This window comes from Lientehia hominis (assembly GCF_021044755.1).
In the GTDB taxonomy this organism is placed as follows: domain Bacteria; phylum Bacillota; class Clostridia; order Lachnospirales; family Lachnospiraceae; genus Lientehia; species Lientehia hominis.
On record NZ_JAJNOR010000003.1, the window covers coordinates 61,310 to 82,877 of the forward strand.

A 21,568-nucleotide genomic window follows, 5' to 3' on the forward strand; every position below is an offset into this window, starting at 1 on the left:
ACCCGTTGATTTTACTGTATTAAGTTCAAAAAATCATTAAAAGAAACAAATTCATTTACTTTTTCTCATTATAATTTCTCTGTTGTGCTATCCGATAAGGATTCTTTCTTCCGGCAGCATCCGGTTCTGCTGTTTTCCCTTGCGCTTTAATGCCAACGCCAGCGCCAAAGTAACAGGGCCGATACGCCCAATATACATGACGCACACCAGGATCAGCTTTCCAGCTCCGGTAAGACTGCTTGTGATCCCCCGGGTCAGACCCACGGTGCCCATGGCAGAAGCCACCTCAAACAGAGTATCCTGGAATCCCAGCCCATCTGTGGCAAACAGCAGCACAGCGGCACCAAGCACTACAGTCAATGCCAGCACCGTCACCGTCAGGGCCGTCCTGCCCGCGTCGGCGGAGATCCTGCGGTCCATAAATTCTGTATCCTTTTTCCCCTGGATCGTTGACAACACCATCAGAATCAGGATGCCGACCGTCGTGGTCTTGATTCCTCCGGCCGTTCCCGCCGGGGAACCGCCTATTATCATCAGAATGATGGTGAGCAGTGTGGAGCCCTCCGTGAGTCCCGCCTGCGGGATTGTCTCAAAGCCGGCCGTCCTGGTCGTCACCGACTGAAACAAAGAAGCCATGGCCTTTTCACCGAAGTTCATATTTCCAATCGTATCCGGATTGTTATATTCAAACAAAAAGAAAAATAAAGCCCCGCCAAATATCAGGATGGCCGTCATGAGCAGTACCAGCTTGGAATGAAGACTCAGGCCCGCTGCAAATCCCCTTTTCTTTTCTTTCCGCTCCTTCCATGCCTTGAGGACATTCCACCAGACCACAAAGCCAAGGCCTCCGAAAATGATCAAAAGCATTGTGGTAAAATTGATGATGGGATTTCCCGCATAGGCCCGCAGGCTGGTATCTCCCACAATGTCCATGCCCGCGTTGCAGAACGCGGATACGGCGTTAAATATGGACTTCCACAGCCCTTGAAAAAAACCGAACTCCGGGATAAAAACAGTCGCATACAGAACGGCCCCGATTCCTTCCAGGAGAAAGGTCCCTTTCGCAATCCGGATGATCAGCTTCACCAGACCGGACAAAGTGTCCATATTATAGGTCTCCTGAATCAGCATTCTGTCCTTCAGAGTAATCTTCTTTCCAATTATCACGAGCACGCACATCGCCACAGTGATGACTCCCAAACCGCCGAGCTGCGCCAGAAGCATGATAATAAACTGCCCTAAAATACTCCAGTGGCTGGCTGTCACCACTGTCACCAGGCCTGTCACGCAGATGCTGGTAGTCGCTGTGAACAGCGCGTCGATCGGATTTGTCCAGGTCCCGTCAGCCGACGCAAAAGGAAACATCAAAAGCACTGCTCCCACCAGGATGGCTGCCGCAAATCCCAGGGCAATAATCCTGGTAGTCGTCAGCCCCCGCTTCTCTTTGGGATGAATCTCTTGTTCTACCATAGCTTCACCACATTATTTTCCTTCATAGCAGATGACGCTCTCCATATTGTATCCCTTCAGTTTTTCCCGCCCCTTAAGACCGGCCAGCTCCATGAGGAAGCTGATCTTCACTACCTCGCCTCCCAGCTGCTCCACCAGCTTTATGATTGCACCGATGGTCCCGCCTGTTGCGATCAGATCGTCTATGATCACTACCTTCTGGCCGGGCCTGACCGCATCCTTGTGCATCTCTATCACAGCACTGCCATATTCCAGATCGTATTCAAGTTCAACTGTTTCACAAGGGAGCTTTCCCTTTTTACGTATAGGGACAAATGCTTTATGAAGGTTGTATGCAATCGGTACTCCAAAAATAAATCCTCTGGATTCCGGCCCTATAACCACGTCAAAATCCAGTCCCTCCAGGGTCCTCTGAAGTTCATCAATGGCCAGATGAAGACCATCTGCATCCTGCAGGATCGAAGTAACATCCCGGAAGATGATCCCCTCTTCCGGAAAGTCCGGAATGCTCCTCACATACTCTTCTATTTTTTTCATATTTACCCTCCGTTCTTTTTACGCGCAGCGGTAATTCGCCTCTTTTAAAGCCGACTCCTTTAACCGCGCATAACCACATTATAGTCTTCTGCCTCCATATTCGCAACTGGTAAAGCTGTAAATTTTCTGTTCAGAATCCGGCCGGCTCATCCATCCACCCGATAGCTTTGGACAACCATCTGAAGGCTCCGTTTTCCCATGTATTCATTGATGTCCGGATAATAGGCCGCTGATATCACTGCTCCCTCCTGAATCTCCCTGTCCGCCTCCTCCGCTTCCCGGAAAAGGACCGCCTCGATGGAGCGGCCGGCTTCGTCGGCCAGCTGAAGCTTCAGAACATTCTTATTCCTGCCTATGAGATTCTTTTTTCTGACGGTCAGGCCCTTTTGAGCAAACAGAGGCTTTTCATTCCCATTTCCGAAAGGCTCCAGAATCCGGAATTCCCTTAAAAGCCCTTCTGTCACATAAGAAAATGGCATCGGCACATCGATCCATATCTGCTTTTCAAAGTCCCTTTCTGCCAATCCGCTGCCGCGGTTCAGGGCCTCTCGGAAGGGCTCTAGATTTTCTTCCGGAAGTGACAGCCCCGCCGCCATAGGATGGCCGCCGAACGCACTCAAAAGCTTCCCGCATTCCGCCAGCCGTTCATACATGGAATATGCCGGTATGCTCCGTCCAGAGCCCTTAAGCCCTCCGGCGCCTTTTGTTATCACAAATACCGGATGCTGATACTTTTCCCTGATCTTCCCGGCCACGATTCCGGCAAGGCTTTCATGGCAGTCCGGCAGATAGACCACATAGACGTCATCTTTTTCCATTCCGCTTTCTTCTATCAGACGGACAGCTGCTTCCACACTCTTGACCGTCATATCCTTCCGCCTGTCGTTCAGCTCCTTCAGTTCCCAGGCCATCTCAATGGCCTGATTCTCCTCTTCCTCCAGAAACAGTCTCAGGGATTTTTTTGCCGTATCCAGCCTTCCTCCGGCATTCAGGCACGGACCGATGACAAACCCAAGGTGGTAGCTGCCCAACTCCGCCGGCTGCAGTCCATTGACCTCCATCAGGGCACGGAGCCCGGTTATCTGGCTGTGGGCCATCCTTTTCAGCCCTTCCTTCACCAAGATCCTGTTTTCTCCCTGAAGAGTCATCACATCACCCACCGTGGCTAAAGCAGCCGCTTCCACAAAGGGGGACAGCTCTTCGGACGGGATATCCCAGGTCTCATAAAGGGCCTGGGCCAGTTTATAGGCTATCGCCGCCCCGCACAGATTCTGGAAGGGATACCGGCAGGATGACTGATGAGGGTTCACCACCGCGTCTGCAGGAGGCACAACATCCAGGCGGTGCACCGCTGAAGTACAGGAATCTTCTCTGCCGCTGTCTTCTGCTTCCTCGAAAGGAATTTCATGGTGGTCTGTGATGAGCACAGTCATACCCAGGGATTTCGCATATGCAGTCTGCGTCCACGCCGCTATCCCATTGTCACAGGTGAGGAGTGTGTCGATTCCATCGTCATTTGCCAGCTCTATCATGTTTATATTAATGCCATATCCGTCCTTGATTCTGTCCGGAATGTCATAGTCCGCCTTCGCCCCGAGGCGCTTCAATGCTTTCACAAGGATAAAAGTGGCACAGATTCCATCAATATCATAGTCCCCGATGACACGGATTCTTTTCCCGTCATGGATTTTTTTTCCCAGAATATCTACGGTCTCTTCCATATCCTTCATGAGAAAGGGAGACGGACAGCCGGACAGCGTACCATGAAGGTAATCCTGAATTTCATCCTCGCCCTTCACGTTTCGGTTTCGGATGATGCGGGCCGTCACCTGGTCAATGCCAAACCTTTCGGAGATTCCCTTAAAGTCCCCCTTTTTTGCATATACCATCCACTGTTCTTTCATCTGTCACCTCATATGTAATATAAAATACTTTTTGTAATCATTTATAATTGCTTCTGATTAAGTCTCGGTTAGACACCGGCAGAAGTTCCGAACCGTCACGATTTCGGTTCGCTGGCGGTTTTGTTGGAATCTGACATGGAGAACTTGTTTGAAAGGCCTTTAGAGGTATCTATTTTAATTATAGCATGCCGCGCCGCCGGATTACAAACCTTCCTCCCGGAAAAGCTCCATAACTGCAAAGGTCCCCCTGCGTCCTGCAGGGGGCCTTATTATTTTTCTGTACGAGTTTCTTCTATATAAATAGTGTTCAGCTCAATTTGTGAATGAAGATGCCGCTTCTGAGCTTCGGCTCAAACCACGTGGATTTCGGCGGCATCAGCCTCGATGCGTCTGCCACCTGAAACAGCTCGGAAATAGATGTCGGATACATGGAAAAAGCCACCTTCATATCCGTATGGCACCGCCTCTCCAATTCAGAAAGCCCGCGGATACCTCCGATGAAGTCAATCCTCTTATCGGTTCTCGGATCTCCGATTCCAAGAATTGGTTCAAGAAGCGTATTTTGAAGAACGGATACATCCAGATCTTCCACGGGGTCCCCGCTCGAGACGCGCTTCGTGGTCAGACAGTACCAGACGTCATTCAGGTACATGCCAAATTCACCCTTCCTGGAAGGGCAATACGGCTCCTTTCCCACCTCGCATACTTCACAGCAATCCTTCACCTTCTCCATGAATTCCTGTTCGCTCAGTCCGTTAAGGTCTTTGACCACCCGGTTGTAATCCATGATCATCAGCTGTTCATCGGGAAACAGCACAGAAAGGAAGTAATTATACGGTTCATCTCCCCGATATCCGGGATTTTCTTCCCTTCTCTTCAGACCGACCTTTACTGCGGAGGCCGCTCGGTGATGTCCGTCCGCTATATATGTATTGGGGACCTTGGAGAATCCCTCCTCCAGCGCTTTCACCCGGTCTGTCCCGCAAATTCTCCACACCGTGTGGCGCACGCCGTCGGGAGCCGTGAAGTCATAAAGAGGCTTCTCCGCTTTCACTTCCTCCACCACTGCATTGATATCGGCTCTGGCCCGATAGGCCAGAAATATGGGGCCGGTCTGAGCGTCACAAGTATCCACATGACGGATCCTGTCGACTTCTTTGTCTGCTCTGGTGTTCTCGTGTTTCTTGATGACACCGCCTGCATAATCGTCTATGGAGGAACAAGCCACGATTCCCGTCTGCGCCCTGTCATTCATGGTCAGCTCATAGATATAGTAGCAGGGACTTTCCTCTTTCACAAATGTGCCGTCAGCTATCATTCCATCCAGAAGCTCCCTTGCCTTTTCATACACGCAATCCGCATAAGTATCCACTTCGTCGGGAAACTGTGTCTCTGCTCGGTCGACTTTCAAAAATGACAAAGGCTCTCTGGCCACTTCAGCTTTTGCTTCAGCCCGGTTGTATACGTCATAGGGAAGTGCCGCGACTCTGGAAGCCACAGAGACCTCCGGTCTGATACATAAAAATGGTTTAACTGCTGCCATCGTTATCTCCTTATTCCGCTTTCATCACGCGGACTTTATAAACTCCGTCAATTTCCATCAAACGGTCAACCACCCGCTGGGGGACTTCCTGATCCGCATCCATGATGGTGTACGCGACCTCTCCCTTGCTCTTATTCTGCATATCCGGAATGTTGATGCCTTCCTCTGCCAGCACGGACGCAAACTGCCCGATCATATTCGGCTTATTGATGTTAAAGACGCATAGTCTGCAGATTCCCCGGCAGGGCGGCATTTCGCAGCTGGGATAATTTACGGAATTCCGGATGGAACCAGTCTCCAGATAAGTCATCAGCTCCTTCACCGCCATCTCCGCGCAGTTTTCTTCCGATTCCACTGTCGAGGCGCCCAGATGAGGGGTCGCGATGACGCCGGGCATATGGGTCACCTTAGGATTGGGGAAGTCAGTCATATAACGATGCACTTTACCGCTCTCCAGCGCTTCCAGCATGTCGTCATCGTCCACCAGAAGGTCACGGGCATAGTTTAAGATCACCACGCCGTCTTTCATTTTCTCCAAAGCCTCTTTGTTGATCATCGCCCTCGTGCTGTCCAGAAGCGGAACATGAAGGGTGATATAATCGCATTTTTCAAATATCTTGTTCAGGTCTGTCACATGCTTTACGAAGCAGGACAGCTGCCATGCACCGTTTACGGAGATAAAAGGATCGTAGCCATAAACCTTCATCCCAAGACCGGCTGCCGCGTTGGCTACCTCGACGCCGATGGCTCCAAGGCCGATGACACCAAGACGTTTGCCCTGAATCTCTGTACCCGCAAACTTTTTCTTGCTCTTTTCCATATCCTTGCAGATATTTTCGTCTTCCTTATTTTCTCTCACCCAGTCGATTCCGCCGCGGATGTCCCGGGCGGCCATGAGCATGCCTGCGATCACCAGCTCCTTTACCCCGTTGGCGTTGGCCCCCGGTGTATTGAATACGACAATTCCCTTTTCCGTACATTTATCCAGAGGGATATTGTTAACGCCGGCGCCGGCCCTCGCGATCGCTTCCAGTTTCTCCGGCAGCTCCATCTCATGCATGCTGGCGCTCCTCACCAAAACTGCAGCCGCTTCTTCTATTTTATCAGTCAGCTCATAATCCCCTGTCAAGAGCTTAAGACCATGCTCCGAAATCGGATTCAGGCAGTGAATCTTTGTAGTCATGTTATTTTCCTCCACTATTTGCTGTGTCTTTCTTCAAATTCTTTCATGAACTTCACAAGCGCCTCTACTCCCTCAACGCTCATGGCATTATAAATGCTGGCTCTCATGCCGCCCACGCTTCTGTGTCCTTTAAGGCCTGCCAGGCCCGCCGCTTCCGCCGCTTTCACGAACTCGGCATCCAGTTCCTTATCTCCAGTCACAAAATCCACATTCATATAGGAACGGGAATCCTTTTCAGCCGTACCCTTAAACAGTCTGCTCCCATCCAGAAAATCGTAAAGCAGCGACGCCTTTTTCTCGTTCCGCTCTTTGATGGCAGACAGGCCCCCCATCTTCTTTAACCATTTGAACACCTTACCGCAGATATATATGCCATATGCCGGCGGTGTATTATACAGAGATTCCTTATCTGCATGGGTCTTATATTGCAGCATGGTGGGAGTATTGGGATATACGTCCTCTGTGATCAGATCCTCGCGGATAATCGCGATCACCACTCCGGCCGGACCGATATTCTTCTGCACGCCGCCATACAGCATTCCGTATTTCTCCACCTCCACCGGCTCAGACAGGAAGCAGGAGGATACATCCGCCACCAGAGTTCTGCCCTTCGTATTGGGAAGTGTGTGGAACTGAGTCCCATAGATCGTATTATTCTGACATATGTAAACATAGTCGGCGTCATCATCAATGGGAAGATTGGAACAGTCCGGTATGTAGCTGAAGTTTTTGTCCTCACTGGATGCTACGCAGTTGGCCTTTCCGAATTTAGAAGCCTCTTTCCAGGCCCGTTTCGCCCAATTTCCGGTCACAATGTAATCTGCCACCCCATTCTTCATGAAGTTCATCGGAACCATGGCAAACTGCAGATGCGCCCCTCCCTGAAGGAAAAGCACCTTATAATTATCCGGAATTCCCATCAGGTCCCGCAGATCCTGCTCCGCGTCCTTTATGATCTTATCAAACGCCTTGGAGCGGTGGCTCATCTCCATCACCGACATTCCGGTGCCCTGGAAATCCAGCATCTCATCCGCAGCCTCTTTCAATACCTCTTCCGGCAGTGTCGCCGGTCCCGCCGAAAAATTGTAAACTCTCTTCATCAAAATCCTCCTCGCAGCCTCTGCCGCATATAATATCTTTTATCTGCCCTGAGGCAGTTTTACCTTACGCAGCCATATTTTATGCCTGACTTTAAGTATAATACAGAAACCGGGAAGCTGTAAAGCCGCCCGGTTCATTTTTTGTTAAATTCTTGCTTTATTTACCCTCTTTCTTGTCCAGATCTTCCTGATTAAAGGCTTCTGCAATGGCTCCGCCAGGCGCGACCATCGGAAATACCTTATCGTCACAGTCAATCTGTACGTCAATTACCACAGGACCTCCGGCCGCCATCGCTTCTTTAATGGCCGGCTCCACTTCTTCCTTCTTTGTCACCCGGATGCCCTTGGCTCCCATGGCCTCCGCGACTTTTACAAAGTCTACCTTATCCCGAATGATCGTGGAGGAATAGCGTTTTCCGTAAAACAGCGTCTGCCACTGGCGTACCATTCCCAGCACATGATTATTGATGACGATCTCGATCACAGGGATATTATAACGGGCTGCCGTTGCGATCTCATTCATATTCATCCGGAAACAGCCGTCACCGGCGATATTAAATACCGGGACATCGGGACATCCCGTCTTGGCTCCCATCGCGGCTCCCAGGCCATACCCCATAGTTCCAAGACCTCCCGACGTGATAAACGTCCTGGGCTTCTTATATTTATAGAACTGAGCCGCCCACATCTGGTGCTGGCCCACGTCAGTCGTCACGATTGCGTCGCCGCCGGTCAGTCTATAAAGCGTCTCCACCACATAAGGGCCGGTGAGCATCTCATGGTCGTAGGTCAGAGGATGCTTCTCCTTCATCTCTTCAATCTCAGCCACCCATTCATGATGATTCTGCTTCGTAAGACGGTCGTTGAGAATCTTAAGAACAGCTTTGGCGTCTCCAATGACGGAAGCCTCTGTCTTCACATTCTTGTTTATCTCCGCGGCGTCCACATCAATATGAAGTATCTTAGCGTCTCTGGCAAAGCGCTTAGTGTTTCCAGTAACCCGGTCGCTGAACCGAGCTCCTATGGTAATCAGCAGATCGCTTTTGGTAATCCCAAGATTGGATGTCTTAGTCCCGTGCATGCCTACCATGCCGGTATATCTCTCATCCTCTCCCGGATACGCGCCCTTTCCCATCAGGGTATCGGCCACAGGAGCGTCCACCTTTTCAACAAATTCCCGCAGCTCCTCAGAAGCACCTGAAATGACCACGCCGCCTCCCACAAATATAAAGGGACGTTTGGATCTCTCAATGAGCTTCACCGCTCTTTCGATATCGGCTTCTTTTATCGTATTCACCTTTGGAAGCACCGGCACCGGTTTCTGAGGCGTATATTCCGTCTCCGTCGCCGTCACATCCTTGGTGATATCCACCAGTACAGGTCCCGGCCTTCCTTCAATAGCAATGCGGAACGCTCTGCGGAGCGTATCGGCCAGCTGCGTCACATCCTTTACGATGAAGCTGTGCTTGGTGATCGGCATCACCACCCCGGCAATGTCCACCTCCTGAAACGTATCTCTTCCCAGCAGGTCCACCGCCACATTGGCTGTGATCGCCACCATAGGCACCGAATCCATCTGCGCCGTGGCAATCCCGGTCACCAGATTGGTAGCGCCGGGGCCGGAAGTGGCCAGACAGACTCCTACCTTTCCCGTAGCCCTGGCATATCCGTCAGCCGCATGGGAGGCTCCCTGTTCATGGGATGTCAGGATATGGTGGATTTCATCGGAATGTTTGTATAACGCATCATATATATTCAGTATCGTGCCGCCGGGATAGCCGAAAACGGTATCTACACCCTGCTCCTTCAGGCACTCAACTACAATCTCCGCACCTGTCAATTTCATAATCCATCCTCCTCTCCAAAAACTTCCGCCTATTTCTTTATCTCCAGAATTGCTCCTCTGTTTCCGGATGTCACGAGACTTGCGTATCTGGCCAGATAACCGCTTGTGATCTTCGGTTCCCTGGGCTGCCATTTTGCCCGCCTCGCCGCCAGCTCCTCATCTGAAACATTTACGTTCAGGGAATTGGCGTCAATATCTATCTGAATAATATCTCCTTCTTCAATCAGAGCAATGGGACCGCCCACAGCTGCCTCGGGAGATACATGGCCGATGGAGGCCCCTCTGGAAGCGCCGGAAAACCGGCCGTCCGTGATCAGCGCGACGCTGGAGCCCAGACCCATGCCGGCAATGGCAGAGGTGGGATTCAGCATCTCTCTCATGCCCGGCCCGCCCTTCGGGCCTTCGTAACGGATAACAACCACATCTCCGGATACGATCTTTCCTTCCTTAATAGCCGCGATAGCATCCTCTTCGCAGTCGAAGACTCTGGCGGGCCCTTCATGCTTCATCATCTCCGGGACAACCGCCGAACGCTTCACCACCGCAGAATCAGGAGCAATATTTCCCTTCAAGATAGCAAGACCGCCTGTCTGGCTGTAGGGATTGTCAAGAGGACGGATCACTTCCTTATCCCGAATCTCGCACCCGGAAATATTCTCTCCTACGGTCTTTCCTGTGACCGTGATCAAATCCGTATACAGCAGATCTTTCTTCGTCAGCTCATTCATCACGGCATATACACCGCCGGCTTCGTTCAAATCTTCCATATAAGTGGGGCCCGCCGGCGCCAGATGGCACAGATTCGGGGTCCGCGCGCTGACTTCATTGGCAATATCCACATTCAAGTCCACGCCTGCCTCATGGGCAATGGCCGGAAGATGGAGCATGCTGTTGGTGCTGCATCCCAGCGCCATATCGATTGTGAGGGCATTGAGGAACGCCTTTTCCGTCATGATATCCTGAGGCTTGATGTCTCTCCTCAGGAGTTCCATGACCTGCATGCCTGCATGCTTTGCCAGCTTAATCCTGTCAGAATAAACGGCGGGGATCGTACCGTTTCCGGGAAGTCCCATGCCCAGTGCCTCGGTCAGACAGTTCATACTGTTGGCCGTATACATACCGGAACAGGAACCGCAGGTGGGGCACACTCTTCGCTCGTACTCCCGCACCTCATCTTCAGACATGGTTCCGGCGCTGTAGGAACCCACCGCTTCAAACATGCTGGAAAGGCTTCTCTTCTTTCCGTGTACTCGTCCGGCCATCATGGGACCGCCGCTCACGAAAATAGTCGGGATGTTCAGTCTGGCCGCGGCCATCAGAAGCCCCGGAACATTTTTATCACAATTGGGCACCATCACCAACGCGTCAAACTGATGGGCAAGCGCCATACATTCCGTAGAATCCGCGATGAGGTCCCTGGTCACCAGAGAATATTTCATCCCCACATGTCCCATGGCGATTCCGTCGCACACAGCGATCGCAGGGAATACGATAGGGGTGCCGCCCGCCATGGCGACTCCCATTTTTACAGCTTCCACGATCTTATCCAGGTTCATATGTCCGGGAACAATCTCATTGTGGGAGCTGACTATACCGACCAGCGGCCTTTCAAGCTCTTCTTCTGTATAACCCAATGCATTGAACAACGATCTGTGGGGCGCCTGCTGCATCCCCTTTTTAACTGCATCACTTCTCATCTGTTTCACCATACCCTTTCTGAACATCAAACTGGCTTCGTCTCTATTTTTGAATTCTGTCCGCGATCAGGCTGCCCATTTCTCTGGTTCCCACCCTCCTGCATCCTTCCGAATAAATGTCTCCTGTACGGAACCCCTCGGTCAATACTTTCTGTACCGCGGCCTCCACCGCATCCGCCTCCTCATCCAGATCGAACGAATAACGGAGCATCATGGCTGCCGATAGTATGGTCGCAATGGGATTTGCGGTATCTTTGCCCGCAATATCCGGCGCAGATCCATGGCTGGGCTCGTAGAGTCCCAGTTTTGTCTCTCCCAGGCTGGCAGAAGGCAGCATACCGATGGATCCCGTGATCTCACTGGCCTCATCCGACAGGATATCACCAAACATATTCTCCGTCAGCACCACGTCAAACTGCCCGGGACTCAGCACCAGCTGCATGGCACAGTTGTCCACCAGCATATGGCTGACCGCCACGTCCGGGTACTCCTTTGCCGTCTCCTCTACCACGGCTCTCCAGAGCCTGGAGGAATCCAGTACGTTCGCCTTGTCGACACTGATCAGCTTTCCGGAACGCTTCCCTGCAATCTCAAACGCTTTTACCGCAATCCTCCGAATCTCATTTTCATCATAGACCAGCGTATCCGTCGCCTTTCGGACTCCGTTCTCCACTCTTGTATGACGCTCCCCAAAGTACAGTCCGCCGGTCAGCTCGCGCATAATGACCATATCAAAACCGTCTCCGACGATTTCCTTTTTAAGGGGGCAGGCATCCGCAAGCTCCTTATAAAGCCACGCAGGACGAATATTCGCAAATAATTCAAGGCCCTTGCGGATACCCAGCAAACCCGCCTCAGGCCTTGTCTCTGGCGCCCCGTCGTACCATCTGGAATTTCCTACATTTCCTCCCACCGCTCCCAAAAGAACGGAATCGCTGTTCTTTGCCTCCGCCAGAGTCTCCTCTGTAAGAGGTACACCGTGGACATCAATGGATGCCCCTCCCATCAAAAGCTTCTTATATGTAAATGTATGGCCATATACGGCTCCGACTCTGTCCAGAATCTTCATAGCCTCGGTAACGATTTCCGGCCCGATGCCGTCGCCGGGTATCACTGCGATCCGAAAATTCATGTTATATTCCTCTCCTTCTATATTCAGTTATCCTTTATAGTATCCTATTTCCCTTTGTTTTTCAAGCAGTACAAAAGATTTTCCAGGGATTCACCCATACGAGAATGGAATTTCAGGCATAACATTCCGTTATAGAATTGTTTTTTTTAATACATACAAATTATAGTCATGTCACCTGTAAACTTATATGTGCCGCTTGTGGAATCTTTTTTTCATGTTATAATGTAGCTAATGGGCCTTTTAACAGACTTTGCGGCCCGATCGAAAGGAGACACTATGAGCGATCGAAACCTGACGCTGATGACAGACCTATATGAACTGACTATGATGCAGGGATATTTCAAAGAGAAGACCAACCAAACGGCAGTCTTCGATGTCTTTTACCGGACTAATCCCTGCGGCAATGGCTATGCCGTCATGGCCGGTCTGGAACAGGTTATCGACTATATCAAAAACCTGCACTTTGGAGAGAAGGAGATCGGCTATCTGAGAAGTACCGGATTGTTTGAGGAAGACTTTCTCGGCTATCTGAGGGATTTCCGGTTTACCGGAGATGTTTTCGCCATTCCGGAAGGTACTGTGATCTTCCCCAGAGAACCCCTTGTAAAAGTGGTCGCCCCTATCATGGAGGCACAGCTGGTCGAAACTTCTATATTAAATATCATCAACCACCAATGCCTGATTGCTACCAAGACAGCCAGAGTGGTCCATTCCGCCAGAGGAGACGGCATCATGGAATTCGGCCTCCGCCGCGCTCAAGGCCCCGATGCCGGCATATACGGCGCCCGCGCCGCCATGATCGGCGGATGCATCGGCACCTCCAACGTTTTAGCCGGTCAAATGTTTGACGTCCCGGTCAAAGGCACTCATGCCCACAGCTGGATCATGAGCTTTCCCGATGAACTGACCGCGTTCCGCACCTACGCGAAGCTTTATCCCACCGCTTGTATTCTTCTGGTGGATACTTATGATACTCTCCGTTCCGGCGTCCCCAACGCCATTACGGTATTCAATGAAATGAAAGCGGCGGGGATTCCCTTAAAGGGCTATGGAATCCGCCTGGACAGCGGCGATCTGGCTTATCTTTCCAAAAAGGCAAAAGGGATGCTGGACGAGGCCGGGTTCAATGACGCCGTCATTTCCGCTTCCAGCGACCTGGACGAGGATCTGATCAACAGCCTGAAAACACAGGGCGCCGCCATCAATTCCTGGGGCGTCGGCACAAACATGATCACCAGCAGCGGCTGCCCCGCCTTCGGAGGCGTGTACAAGCTGGTTGCATTAAAGGACAAGGACAGCGGAGAATTCATACCAAAGATCAAGCTGTCAGAAAACACTGAAAAGGTGACCAATCCGGGCAACAAGACCGTATACCGGATCTACGGCGCGGATACCGGCAAGATGATCGCGGACCTGATCGCTCTGGTGGATGAGTCCTACTCCTCCGACCAGCCGCTTCTTTTATTTGATCCCATCGATACCTGGAAAAAGACGCATCTGGCCCCGGGCACTTATACCATTCGTGAACTGCCCGCTCAGATCTTCAAACAGGGGGAATGTGTTTATGAATCTCCCTCTGTCATGGATATCCGTTCCTACTGCATGCAGGAGCTGGGCACCCTGTGGGATGAAGCCAAGCGTTTGATCAACCCTCATCGGGCGCATATCGATCTCTCTGCCAAGCTCCATGCCATGAAAAACAGCCTTCTGGAATCCGTGGACAATATGACTCACCATCAGGGGAGATAACAGCCACATAAGGAGACTTCTATGATACGTATATTTTTGATCGGCATTTTCCTGTTTTTTTTCCTGGTCCTGTTTAGTCCCGCCCTCATGGTAGAATGGATCATCGGAAAATTCAGCCCGGAGAAAAAATCCAAAAGTTCACTTTGGCTGGTGCAGCGCGCATTTGACATTATAATCTGGCTGGCCGGCACCAAGATTGAAGTCATCGGCAGGGAAAACGTGCCTGCCGACAGACCTGTGCTGTATGTCGGCAACCACAGAAGTTTTTTTGACATCGTCATCGGCTACCGGCTGATCAAAGGAGAAGCAGGCTTCGTCGCAAAAAAGGAAATGGAAAAAATCTGGTTTCTTTCCAACTGGATGAAAAATCTCCACTGCCTGTTCTTAGACCGGGATAACATCAAAGAAGGTCTTAAGACCATTCTCACCGGCATCGACTACGTGAAAAAAGGAATCAGTATCTGGATTTTCCCGGAGGGCACCCGAAACAAGGGAAAAGGCATGCTGGAATTCAAAGAAGGCAGCATGAAGATTGCCGAAAAGTCCGGATGTCCAATCATACCGGTTGCCATGACCGGTACGGCGGAAATCTTTGAAAATCATTTTCCCTGGGTAAAAAAGTCTCATGTGACCGTCACCTTCGGGGAACCTATAGAAATCAAAGATCTTGAAAAAGAACAGAAGAAATTCCTGGGAGCCTATACCAGGCAGGTAATCCTGAGCATGCTCCCGGACGATTATAAAGAATAGTAAGACGAGGACCGTTCGGACATTCCATGTCCCCGGTTCTTGTTTTTCTGTACCTTTGAAGATCTTTCAAACAAGTTTTCTCTGTCAGATTTACAAAGCAAGAGGAAATCCGCTTCCATCCAAGCGGCTCGCTGGCAACCGTAACCAGAATCTTTGCGGCCTTCGGTCGGTCTTTTCCAGCTGACATGGAAAAATCGATATTTTTCCATGTCAGATTCCAACAAAAATCCGCATGATATGCGATTTTTGCCTCCCTGCGGCCGGGAAGATTCTGCTAACGCCCCTGCGGCGCTCCCCTTACGATGGAATCGGATCGTTCCTCCTGCTTTTTCTTCCGCACCGAAATAAGCGCTCACTTGTTCCGAAAGCCGTTGTGGCGGCTCACCGCGGCCCGCTGCCGTAAGGCATGCGGGCCGTGTGGCTATCCAATCCTTTTCTGGAATCTAAGAAATGAAATTTGTCCCGTACAGTGCGGCAGACAGGGCACCGGCAGAGAGATTACGGGCCGGCCTAAAGGTGAGCGCCGCAGGGAAGTGGCCGGTGTTCTCCAAGCGGAGGGAGGCAGAAACGGAAAATCCGATTCCGTTTCTGAGGGAACAGGAGACGGGAAATCATAAAGATTTCCTGTCGACATGTGAGCGGTACTGCCGGAGCGGGGATAAAGCGGCCTCTGCATCGCCAGCGAACCGAAATCGTGACGGCCCGGAACTTCTGACGGTGTTTAACCGGAGCTTAAGCGGAATTAACTAGAAATGATTTCAAAAGGTATAGATTTAAAAAAAGGAGGCCACACGATATGATCCATGATAATAGAATCGACGGCGGTAAAGGCTTTGACTGGGGAAGGGCTTCTATGGACTATGCCAGATTCCGGGACATCTATCCACCGGAATTCTACCAGAAGCTTATAGATGCCGGCGTTTGTATAAAGGAACAGAGGGTTCTGGATCTCGGAACTGGGACCGGTGTCCTTCCCCGTAACTTGTATGAACAAGGCGCCCTCTTCACCGGCACGGATATTTCGGAGGAACAAATCAGTCAGGCCAGACAGCTATGTGCGGAAGCGGGTATGGATATCCCCTTCCTCTGCTGCCCTGCGGAGAAACTTCCCTTTCCCGACAACAGCTTCGATGCTGTGACTGCCTGTCAGTGCTTCTTCTATTTTAACCATGAGACCTTGGCTCTGAAGCTTTATCACATGATAAAACCCGGCGGCCTTATGGCGGTATTGTATCTGGCATGGCTTCCCGGAGAAGATGTGGTCGCCGGCGCCAGTGAAGAACTGGTGCTGCGCTATAACCCCTCCTGGTCCGGCTGTGGAGAATACCGCCATCCCATTGAGATTCCGGACGTCTACTCCCCCTATTTCCAATTGGAATCCAGTGAGGTCTTTGACCTGCGGATTCCTTTTACAAAAGAGAGCTGGAACGGCAGGATGAAAGCCTGCCGCGGGATCGGCGCTTCCCTCAGCCCGGAAAAAACGGCTGAATTTGAAAAAGAGCACCTGGCCCTTCTCGATAAAACAGCGCCTGAAAAATTTTCCGTCCTGCATTATGCGGCTGTGGCAGTCCTGAAATCTAAAAAAACAACCTCTTTTTAATATGTTATTTTATGTTTACTTCTCCAATGTTTGGAGCACCCTAATACCGGGGTGATTACTATGGACTCGATATGGACAAAGACAAAAGAACTTCCGGAGCGTCAAACGCTTACGGAGGATTTAAAAACAGACGCGGCCGTCATTGGCGGCGGCATGGCTGGAATTCTGACCGCCTATCTTTTAGAGGCAGCCGGAATCCGCACTGTGGTTCTGGAGGCTTCCAGAATCGGCAGCGGACAGACTAAAAATACGACAGCAAAGATCACATCTCAGCACGGGCTGATCTATGATAAGCTCGTCACTTCCTTTGGAGAAGAAAAGGCATCTCAATATGCCCAGTACAATGAAAAAGCCATCGATGAGTACAGGCGGATCATTGCGGACAAAAAAATATCCTGTCATTTTAAGGACACTTCCGCTTATCTTTATTCTTTAAAAGAATCGGAAACACTTAAAAAGGAAGCGGACGCTGCCAAAAGGGCCGGAATAGACGCCTGCTTTACAACTGAAACAGAGCTGCCCTTCAAAGTAGAAGGAGCCGTACGCTTTAAAAATCAGGCGCAGTTCCATCCATTGGAATTCCTGGGGACGGCAGCTGAAAAACTGACTGTCTTTGAAAACAGCCGAGTGCTGAACGTGGACAAGCATCAGGTCCGGACAGCGAATGGTTCCGTAACGGCAGAGAATATCATATTTACGACTCATTACCCTTTCTTAAACGTACCAGGGTATTACTTCATGCGTATGCATCAGGAGCGGAGTTATGTTCTGGCGCTGGAAGGAACATCTCTGCCTGAAGGGATGTATTTGGGAACCGACAAAAACGGGCTTTCCTTGAGAAGCGAAGAAAATCTTCTCTTGTTCGGCGGAGCGGGACACCGGACAGGAGAAAACCGCAGGGGAAAACAGTACGATCTGCTCCGCAAACAGGCCAGGGCACTTTGGCCAGAGTGCATAGAAAAGGCCCATTGGTCTGCCCAGGACTGTATGACACTGGATGGACTTCCTTATATCGGAACCTTTTCATCTGAAACACCGAACTGGTACGCAGCCACCGGTTTCGGCAAATGGGGCATGACATTCTCCATGGTCTCTGCCATGATCATACGGGATAAGATCCTCGGTTGCCAGGGTCCGGCTTCCAATCTTTTTTCACCGCAGAGGTTTACTCCCTCCGCGTCGGCGCGGATTTTTCTGGACGACGGCCTGCACGCAGTCCGGGATCTGTCCCGTCAGCTCTTTTCACCTCCCAGGGATAAAACCGACGCATTGCCGAAGGGACACGGAGGAATCGTAGAATATGACGGAAAAAAAGCCGGCGTCTACAAAGATGAGAACGGACAGCTTCATGTGGTTTCCCCCAAATGCCCTCATCTTGGCTGCCAGCTGGAATGGAATCCTGACGAAAAAAGCTGGGACTGCCCCTGCCACGGCTCCCGGTTCGATTATGAAGGGCATTTGATCGATGATCCCGCCCAGGAAGGACTGAAGCATGTTTAAATTTCACGGTGAAAAGAAAAAACGGTCCTACTTTGAGGGCTGGTATTTTAAACAGCAGGGAAAAAACGGCACCCTCGCCATGATTCCCGCTTATCATGCAGACAAAAGAGGAAAACGTTTTGCTACTCTTCAGGCGGTCACGGATAAGGAGAGCGAGCTCCTGGAATATTCGGCCGAAGAATTCCGGGTATTTGAGACCCCTTTCTCCCTATACTTGGGGAACAGCCGCTTTTCCGAATCCGGGTGTTCTCTGGATTTTCGTGGAAAACATCTGGAGATTAAAGGAGAGCTGTATTATGGACCTCTTGCTCCGCCGGATTATGATGTGATGGGGCCCTTCAACGCGGTACCTTTTCATCCCTGCCGCCACAGCGTATTCAGTATGGCCCACCGGGTAGACGGCTGTCTCCAAGTAAACGGAAAGCCATTCGTATTTCAAAACAGTTTCGGATATATTGAAGGAGATCGGGGACACTCGTTTCCGAATCAGTACCTGTGGACACAATGCTCAGGAAAAAATTTCAGTATCATGCTGTCGGTGGCCGAAATCCCCATTCTCACAAAGCAGATATCCGGATGCATCGGAATCATATTCTATAGAGGAAAGGAATACCGGCTTGCTACGTATTTGGGAGCACGAGTCATTTATGTGGACCGGGATTACGCGGCCGTGGAACAAAATGGATTTCTGCTGGAAGTCCGTTATCTGGGAAAAGGCCTGTCTGGCCAGCCGCTTTACGCACCAAAAGCCGGAAATATGGACCGTATCATAATAGAATCCCCATCCTGTCCGGTGGAATATCGGCTGTCTAAAAACGGGGATCCTTTATTTTCTCTCGTTTCACAAAAAGCCGGATTTGAAAGCACGTGGGAAGACACATGTGAGGAAAAGGAGACGGAATGAATCACCTGAAAACAGAAAACTCACCTTATCTGCTGCAGCATGCCAAAAATCCCGTAGACTGGTATCCCTGGGGAAAAGAAGCATTTCTAAAAGCCTCCGCAGAGAAAAAACCCGTCTTCCTCAGCATTGGATATTCCACCTGCCACTGGTGCCATGTAATGGCACATGAATCCTTTGAAGATGAAGAAGTAGCCGCAGTTTTGAACCGTTCTTTTATCTCCATAAAAGTTGACCGCGAGGAAAGGCCGGATGTGGATGCCGTCTATATGGAATTCTGTCAGACCCTGACCGGTTCCGGCGGCTGGCCGCTCACCGTTTTGATGTCGCCGGATCAAAAGCCCTTTTATGTGGACACCTATCTTCCAAAGAAATCTCATCATGGAAAAATGGGGCTTTTAGTACTTTTGGAAGCTGTAGAAAACAGATGGAAAAATGACAGGATCCATCTTCTAAAAGCCGGCGACCAAATTACCGGATTTTTAAGAGACAACTCCGAAAGTAATTCCGATGGAACTTCGTCTAAGTCCGATCATCCGGAAAGGCTTACCGCCCAGGCCGCGGCGGAGCTTCATACAGCCTATGACTCAAAATGGGGCGGCTTTGGAGAAGCGCCCAAGTTTCCCATCCCCCATAATCTTCTGTTTCTGATGCGTTATTCCAAACGGGTAAAAAATGACTGGTTTATGAAAATGGCAGAAAACACTCTCAGCAAAATGGTTCAGGGCGGACTCTTTGACCACATTGGAGGCGGCTTTTCCCGCTATTCCACAGACAGGCAGTGGCTGGTACCCCATTTTGAGAAAATGCTGTATGACAACGCCCTTTTAGCCTTCAGCCTTTTGGAAGCTTATTCCTTCACCCAAAAAACAGAATACGAAACGGCCGCCCGCAGAACCTTCCGTTATATTTTCAGGGAGCTTACCGGCAGTCAGGGTGAATTTTTCTGCGGACAAGACGCGGACAGTGACGGAGTGGAGGGAAAATATTATGTCTTTACTCCTGATGAAGTCAAAAATGTGCTTGGAACAAAAAACGGAGAAGCGTTCTGTAATGAGTACCATATATCGGACTATGGAAACTTTGAAGGAAAAAGCATTCCCAATCTTATGGGAAATTTCGATTGGGAAACACATTTCTCTCAGGACATCGAAGAAAAAGAAGCATTGTATCAATACCGAAAGACCCGCTGTCGTCTCCATCTCGATGACAAGGTACTCACTGCCTGGAATGGACTCATGATCCTGGCATTGGTAAAAGGCTACTCCGTTTTAGGAGATCCCGCCTATCTTCGGGCAGCCATCAAAGCAAAAAACTTCTTGGAGAAGAATCTGACAGACAGCTCCGGCTGCCTCTTTCTCTCCTGGAGAAGCGGGACGGCCTCCATTCCCGGCCAGCTGGGAGATTATGCGTTTTATCTGTGCGGTCTGCTGAGCTTATATGAAACGACCTTCGAAGCAGAGCTTCTTCTGCGCGCTGAGGAATTGGCTGAAAACATGCAGCGGCTTTTTGAAGATACGCGGAAAGGCGGCTATTATCTGTACGGACAGGACAGTGAAACGCTTGTCCTCCGTCCCAAAGATACTTATGACGGCGCTCTGCCTTCTGGAAATTCCATGGCCGCAGCCGCTCTCCACAAGCTGGCCCATTTGAGCGGAAAAGAAACCTTCCGAACATCGGCCGAAAGACAAATGCTCTTCATGCAGGCCCAGGCAAAAGAGCGTCCCTCCGGACATACCATGTTTTTACTCGCCCAGCTGGCAGAGGAGGGAATTGAGGAGGATGTGATATGCGTCACAGCCGGCACAGAGACCGGACAAGCAGCAAAAGAACTTCGTGATCACAAAAACCGGCATCCGGAGCGAAGTTTCCATATGCTCCTTAAAACACCGGAAAATGCAGAAAAACTGGCCGTTGCCGCCCCCTTCACTTCTGAATACCCGCTTCCGCCGTCGGGGACCATGTACTATGTCTGTCAGAATGGTACATGTTCGGCGCCTGTATATTCTCTGGAAGAAACAGAAAACAGGAATTATTAAGGAAATATCTTGTAAACAAGGCGGAAAGAATTGTATAATAGGCAGTATATACAGGTGACAAGGCAGTATGTTGAAAAAGGGAAGAAAGGAAAAAACAGGATGGATGGAAAACAGCGAAGACAGGAAATTCTGAAATGTATGAAAAATAGTGACGGGCCGGTTTCCGGAGAAACGCTGGCAAAAGCCCTCGGTGTCAGCAGACAGGTGATCGTCCAGGACATCGCCCTGCTCCGGGCCGCTGACTACGATATCCTGGCCACAAACCGTGGATATCTCTGCACCAGCCTTACAGAATACAGCAGAGTCTTCCATGTAAACCATAAAAACGAAGATATCCTGGAAGAGCTGAACATCATCGTGGATTTCGGCGCGACCGTCGTAGATGTATTTGTGGAGCACGAGCCCTACGGAGAGCTCCGTGCTCCACTGGATATACATACCAGGAGACAAGTCCTGGAATTTGTAGGCAATATAAACAACGGTAATTCAAGTCCTTTGATGACCATTACCTGCGGCGACCACTACCACACGGTCAAAGCAGATTCTGAAGTGACTTTAAATGAAATTGAAACAGAATTACACAAGCACGGTTTTCTGAAAACATGACCCTGGCTCAA

Annotated in this window: 17 protein-coding genes; 8 read left to right on the top strand and 9 right to left on the bottom strand. The window is 50.5% G+C overall.

What is annotated here, in order from left to right:
* Positions 1 to 87 precede the first annotated feature (87 nt).
* From LQE92_RS06095 to leuB, 9 genes are all read right to left on the bottom strand, one after another.
* Positions 88 to 1,470, bottom strand: a complete 1,383-nt coding sequence (locus LQE92_RS06095) for a TrkH family potassium uptake protein (RefSeq protein ID WP_231062109.1) — start codon at positions 1,468 to 1,470, stop codon at positions 88 to 90.
* A 12-nt stretch (positions 1,471 to 1,482) separates the two neighbouring features.
* Positions 1,483 to 2,007 carry an adenine phosphoribosyltransferase gene (locus tag LQE92_RS06100; RefSeq protein WP_231062110.1) on the bottom strand — a complete coding sequence of 175 codons (525 nt, stop codon included), beginning with the start codon at positions 2,005 to 2,007 and terminating at the stop codon, positions 1,483 to 1,485.
* Between the two features lie 146 nt (positions 2,008 to 2,153).
* Complete coding sequence (locus LQE92_RS06105; RefSeq protein WP_231062111.1) at positions 2,154 to 3,911, bottom strand: single-stranded-DNA-specific exonuclease RecJ; 1,758 nt, start codon at positions 3,909 to 3,911, stop codon at positions 2,154 to 2,156.
* Positions 3,912 to 4,218: 307 nt separating this feature from the next.
* The gene (locus tag LQE92_RS06110; RefSeq protein ID WP_231062112.1) at positions 4,219 to 5,454 is read right to left on the bottom strand and encodes a DUF1015 domain-containing protein; all 1,236 of its coding nucleotides are present in this window, start codon (positions 5,452 to 5,454) and stop codon (positions 4,219 to 4,221) included.
* Between the two features lie 10 nt (positions 5,455 to 5,464).
* Complete coding sequence (locus LQE92_RS06115; RefSeq protein ID WP_231062113.1) at positions 5,465 to 6,637, bottom strand: phosphoglycerate dehydrogenase; 1,173 nt, start codon at positions 6,635 to 6,637, stop codon at positions 5,465 to 5,467.
* Between the two features lie 14 nt (positions 6,638 to 6,651).
* Positions 6,652 to 7,737, bottom strand: a complete 1,086-nt coding sequence (gene serC / locus LQE92_RS06120) for a 3-phosphoserine/phosphohydroxythreonine transaminase (protein ID WP_231062114.1) — start codon at positions 7,735 to 7,737, stop codon at positions 6,652 to 6,654.
* A 157-nt stretch (positions 7,738 to 7,894) separates the two neighbouring features.
* Positions 7,895 to 9,583, bottom strand: coding sequence for a biosynthetic-type acetolactate synthase large subunit (gene ilvB / locus LQE92_RS06125; RefSeq protein WP_269141880.1), 1,689 nt, complete (start codon positions 9,581 to 9,583; stop codon positions 7,895 to 7,897).
* A gap of 29 nt (positions 9,584 to 9,612) precedes the next feature.
* Positions 9,613 to 11,280: a dihydroxy-acid dehydratase gene (gene ilvD / locus LQE92_RS06130; protein WP_231062115.1), complete on the bottom strand. Its 1,668-nt coding sequence runs from the start codon at positions 11,278 to 11,280 to the stop codon at positions 9,613 to 9,615.
* Between the two features lie 43 nt (positions 11,281 to 11,323).
* The gene (leuB, locus tag LQE92_RS06135; protein WP_231062116.1) at positions 11,324 to 12,412 is read right to left on the bottom strand and encodes a 3-isopropylmalate dehydrogenase; all 1,089 of its coding nucleotides are present in this window, start codon (positions 12,410 to 12,412) and stop codon (positions 11,324 to 11,326) included.
* A 276-nt stretch (positions 12,413 to 12,688) separates the two neighbouring features.
* On the opposite strand from leuB, the gene LQE92_RS06140 reads away from it, so the two are divergent.
* The 8 genes from LQE92_RS06140 (at position 12,689) to LQE92_RS06175 (ending at position 21,557) form a co-directional block, all read left to right on the top strand.
* Positions 12,689 to 14,161 carry a nicotinate phosphoribosyltransferase gene (locus LQE92_RS06140; RefSeq protein WP_231062117.1) on the top strand — a complete coding sequence of 491 codons (1,473 nt, stop codon included), beginning with the start codon at positions 12,689 to 12,691 and terminating at the stop codon, positions 14,159 to 14,161.
* A 21-nt stretch (positions 14,162 to 14,182) separates the two neighbouring features.
* Positions 14,183 to 14,911, top strand: a complete 729-nt coding sequence (locus LQE92_RS06145; protein WP_231062118.1) for a lysophospholipid acyltransferase family protein — start codon at positions 14,183 to 14,185, stop codon at positions 14,909 to 14,911.
* A 450-nt stretch (positions 14,912 to 15,361) separates the two neighbouring features.
* The gene (locus tag LQE92_RS06150) at positions 15,362 to 15,661 is read left to right on the top strand and encodes a hypothetical protein (RefSeq protein ID WP_231062119.1); all 300 of its coding nucleotides are present in this window, start codon (positions 15,362 to 15,364) and stop codon (positions 15,659 to 15,661) included.
* 46 nt (positions 15,662 to 15,707) lie between these two features.
* Entirely contained in the window at positions 15,708 to 16,511 is an 804-nt protein-coding gene (locus LQE92_RS06155; RefSeq protein WP_231062120.1) for a class I SAM-dependent methyltransferase, read from the top strand.
* 60 nt (positions 16,512 to 16,571) lie between these two features.
* The gene (locus tag LQE92_RS06160) at positions 16,572 to 18,011 is read left to right on the top strand and encodes an FAD-dependent oxidoreductase (protein WP_231062121.1); all 1,440 of its coding nucleotides are present in this window, start codon (positions 16,572 to 16,574) and stop codon (positions 18,009 to 18,011) included.
* Positions 18,004 to 18,915, top strand: coding sequence for a tocopherol cyclase family protein (locus tag LQE92_RS06165; RefSeq protein WP_231062122.1), 912 nt, complete (start codon positions 18,004 to 18,006; stop codon positions 18,913 to 18,915). The genes LQE92_RS06160 and LQE92_RS06165 overlap by 8 nt, the downstream gene beginning before the upstream one ends.
* Positions 18,912 to 20,951 carry a thioredoxin domain-containing protein gene (locus tag LQE92_RS06170; protein ID WP_231062123.1) on the top strand — a complete coding sequence of 680 codons (2,040 nt, stop codon included), beginning with the start codon at positions 18,912 to 18,914 and terminating at the stop codon, positions 20,949 to 20,951. Before LQE92_RS06165 ends, LQE92_RS06170 begins: the two co-directional genes overlap by 4 nt.
* A gap of 99 nt (positions 20,952 to 21,050) precedes the next feature.
* Positions 21,051 to 21,557: a transcription repressor NadR gene (locus tag LQE92_RS06175; RefSeq protein ID WP_231062124.1), complete on the top strand. Its 507-nt coding sequence runs from the start codon at positions 21,051 to 21,053 to the stop codon at positions 21,555 to 21,557.
* Positions 21,558 to 21,568: the final 11 nt, after the last annotated feature.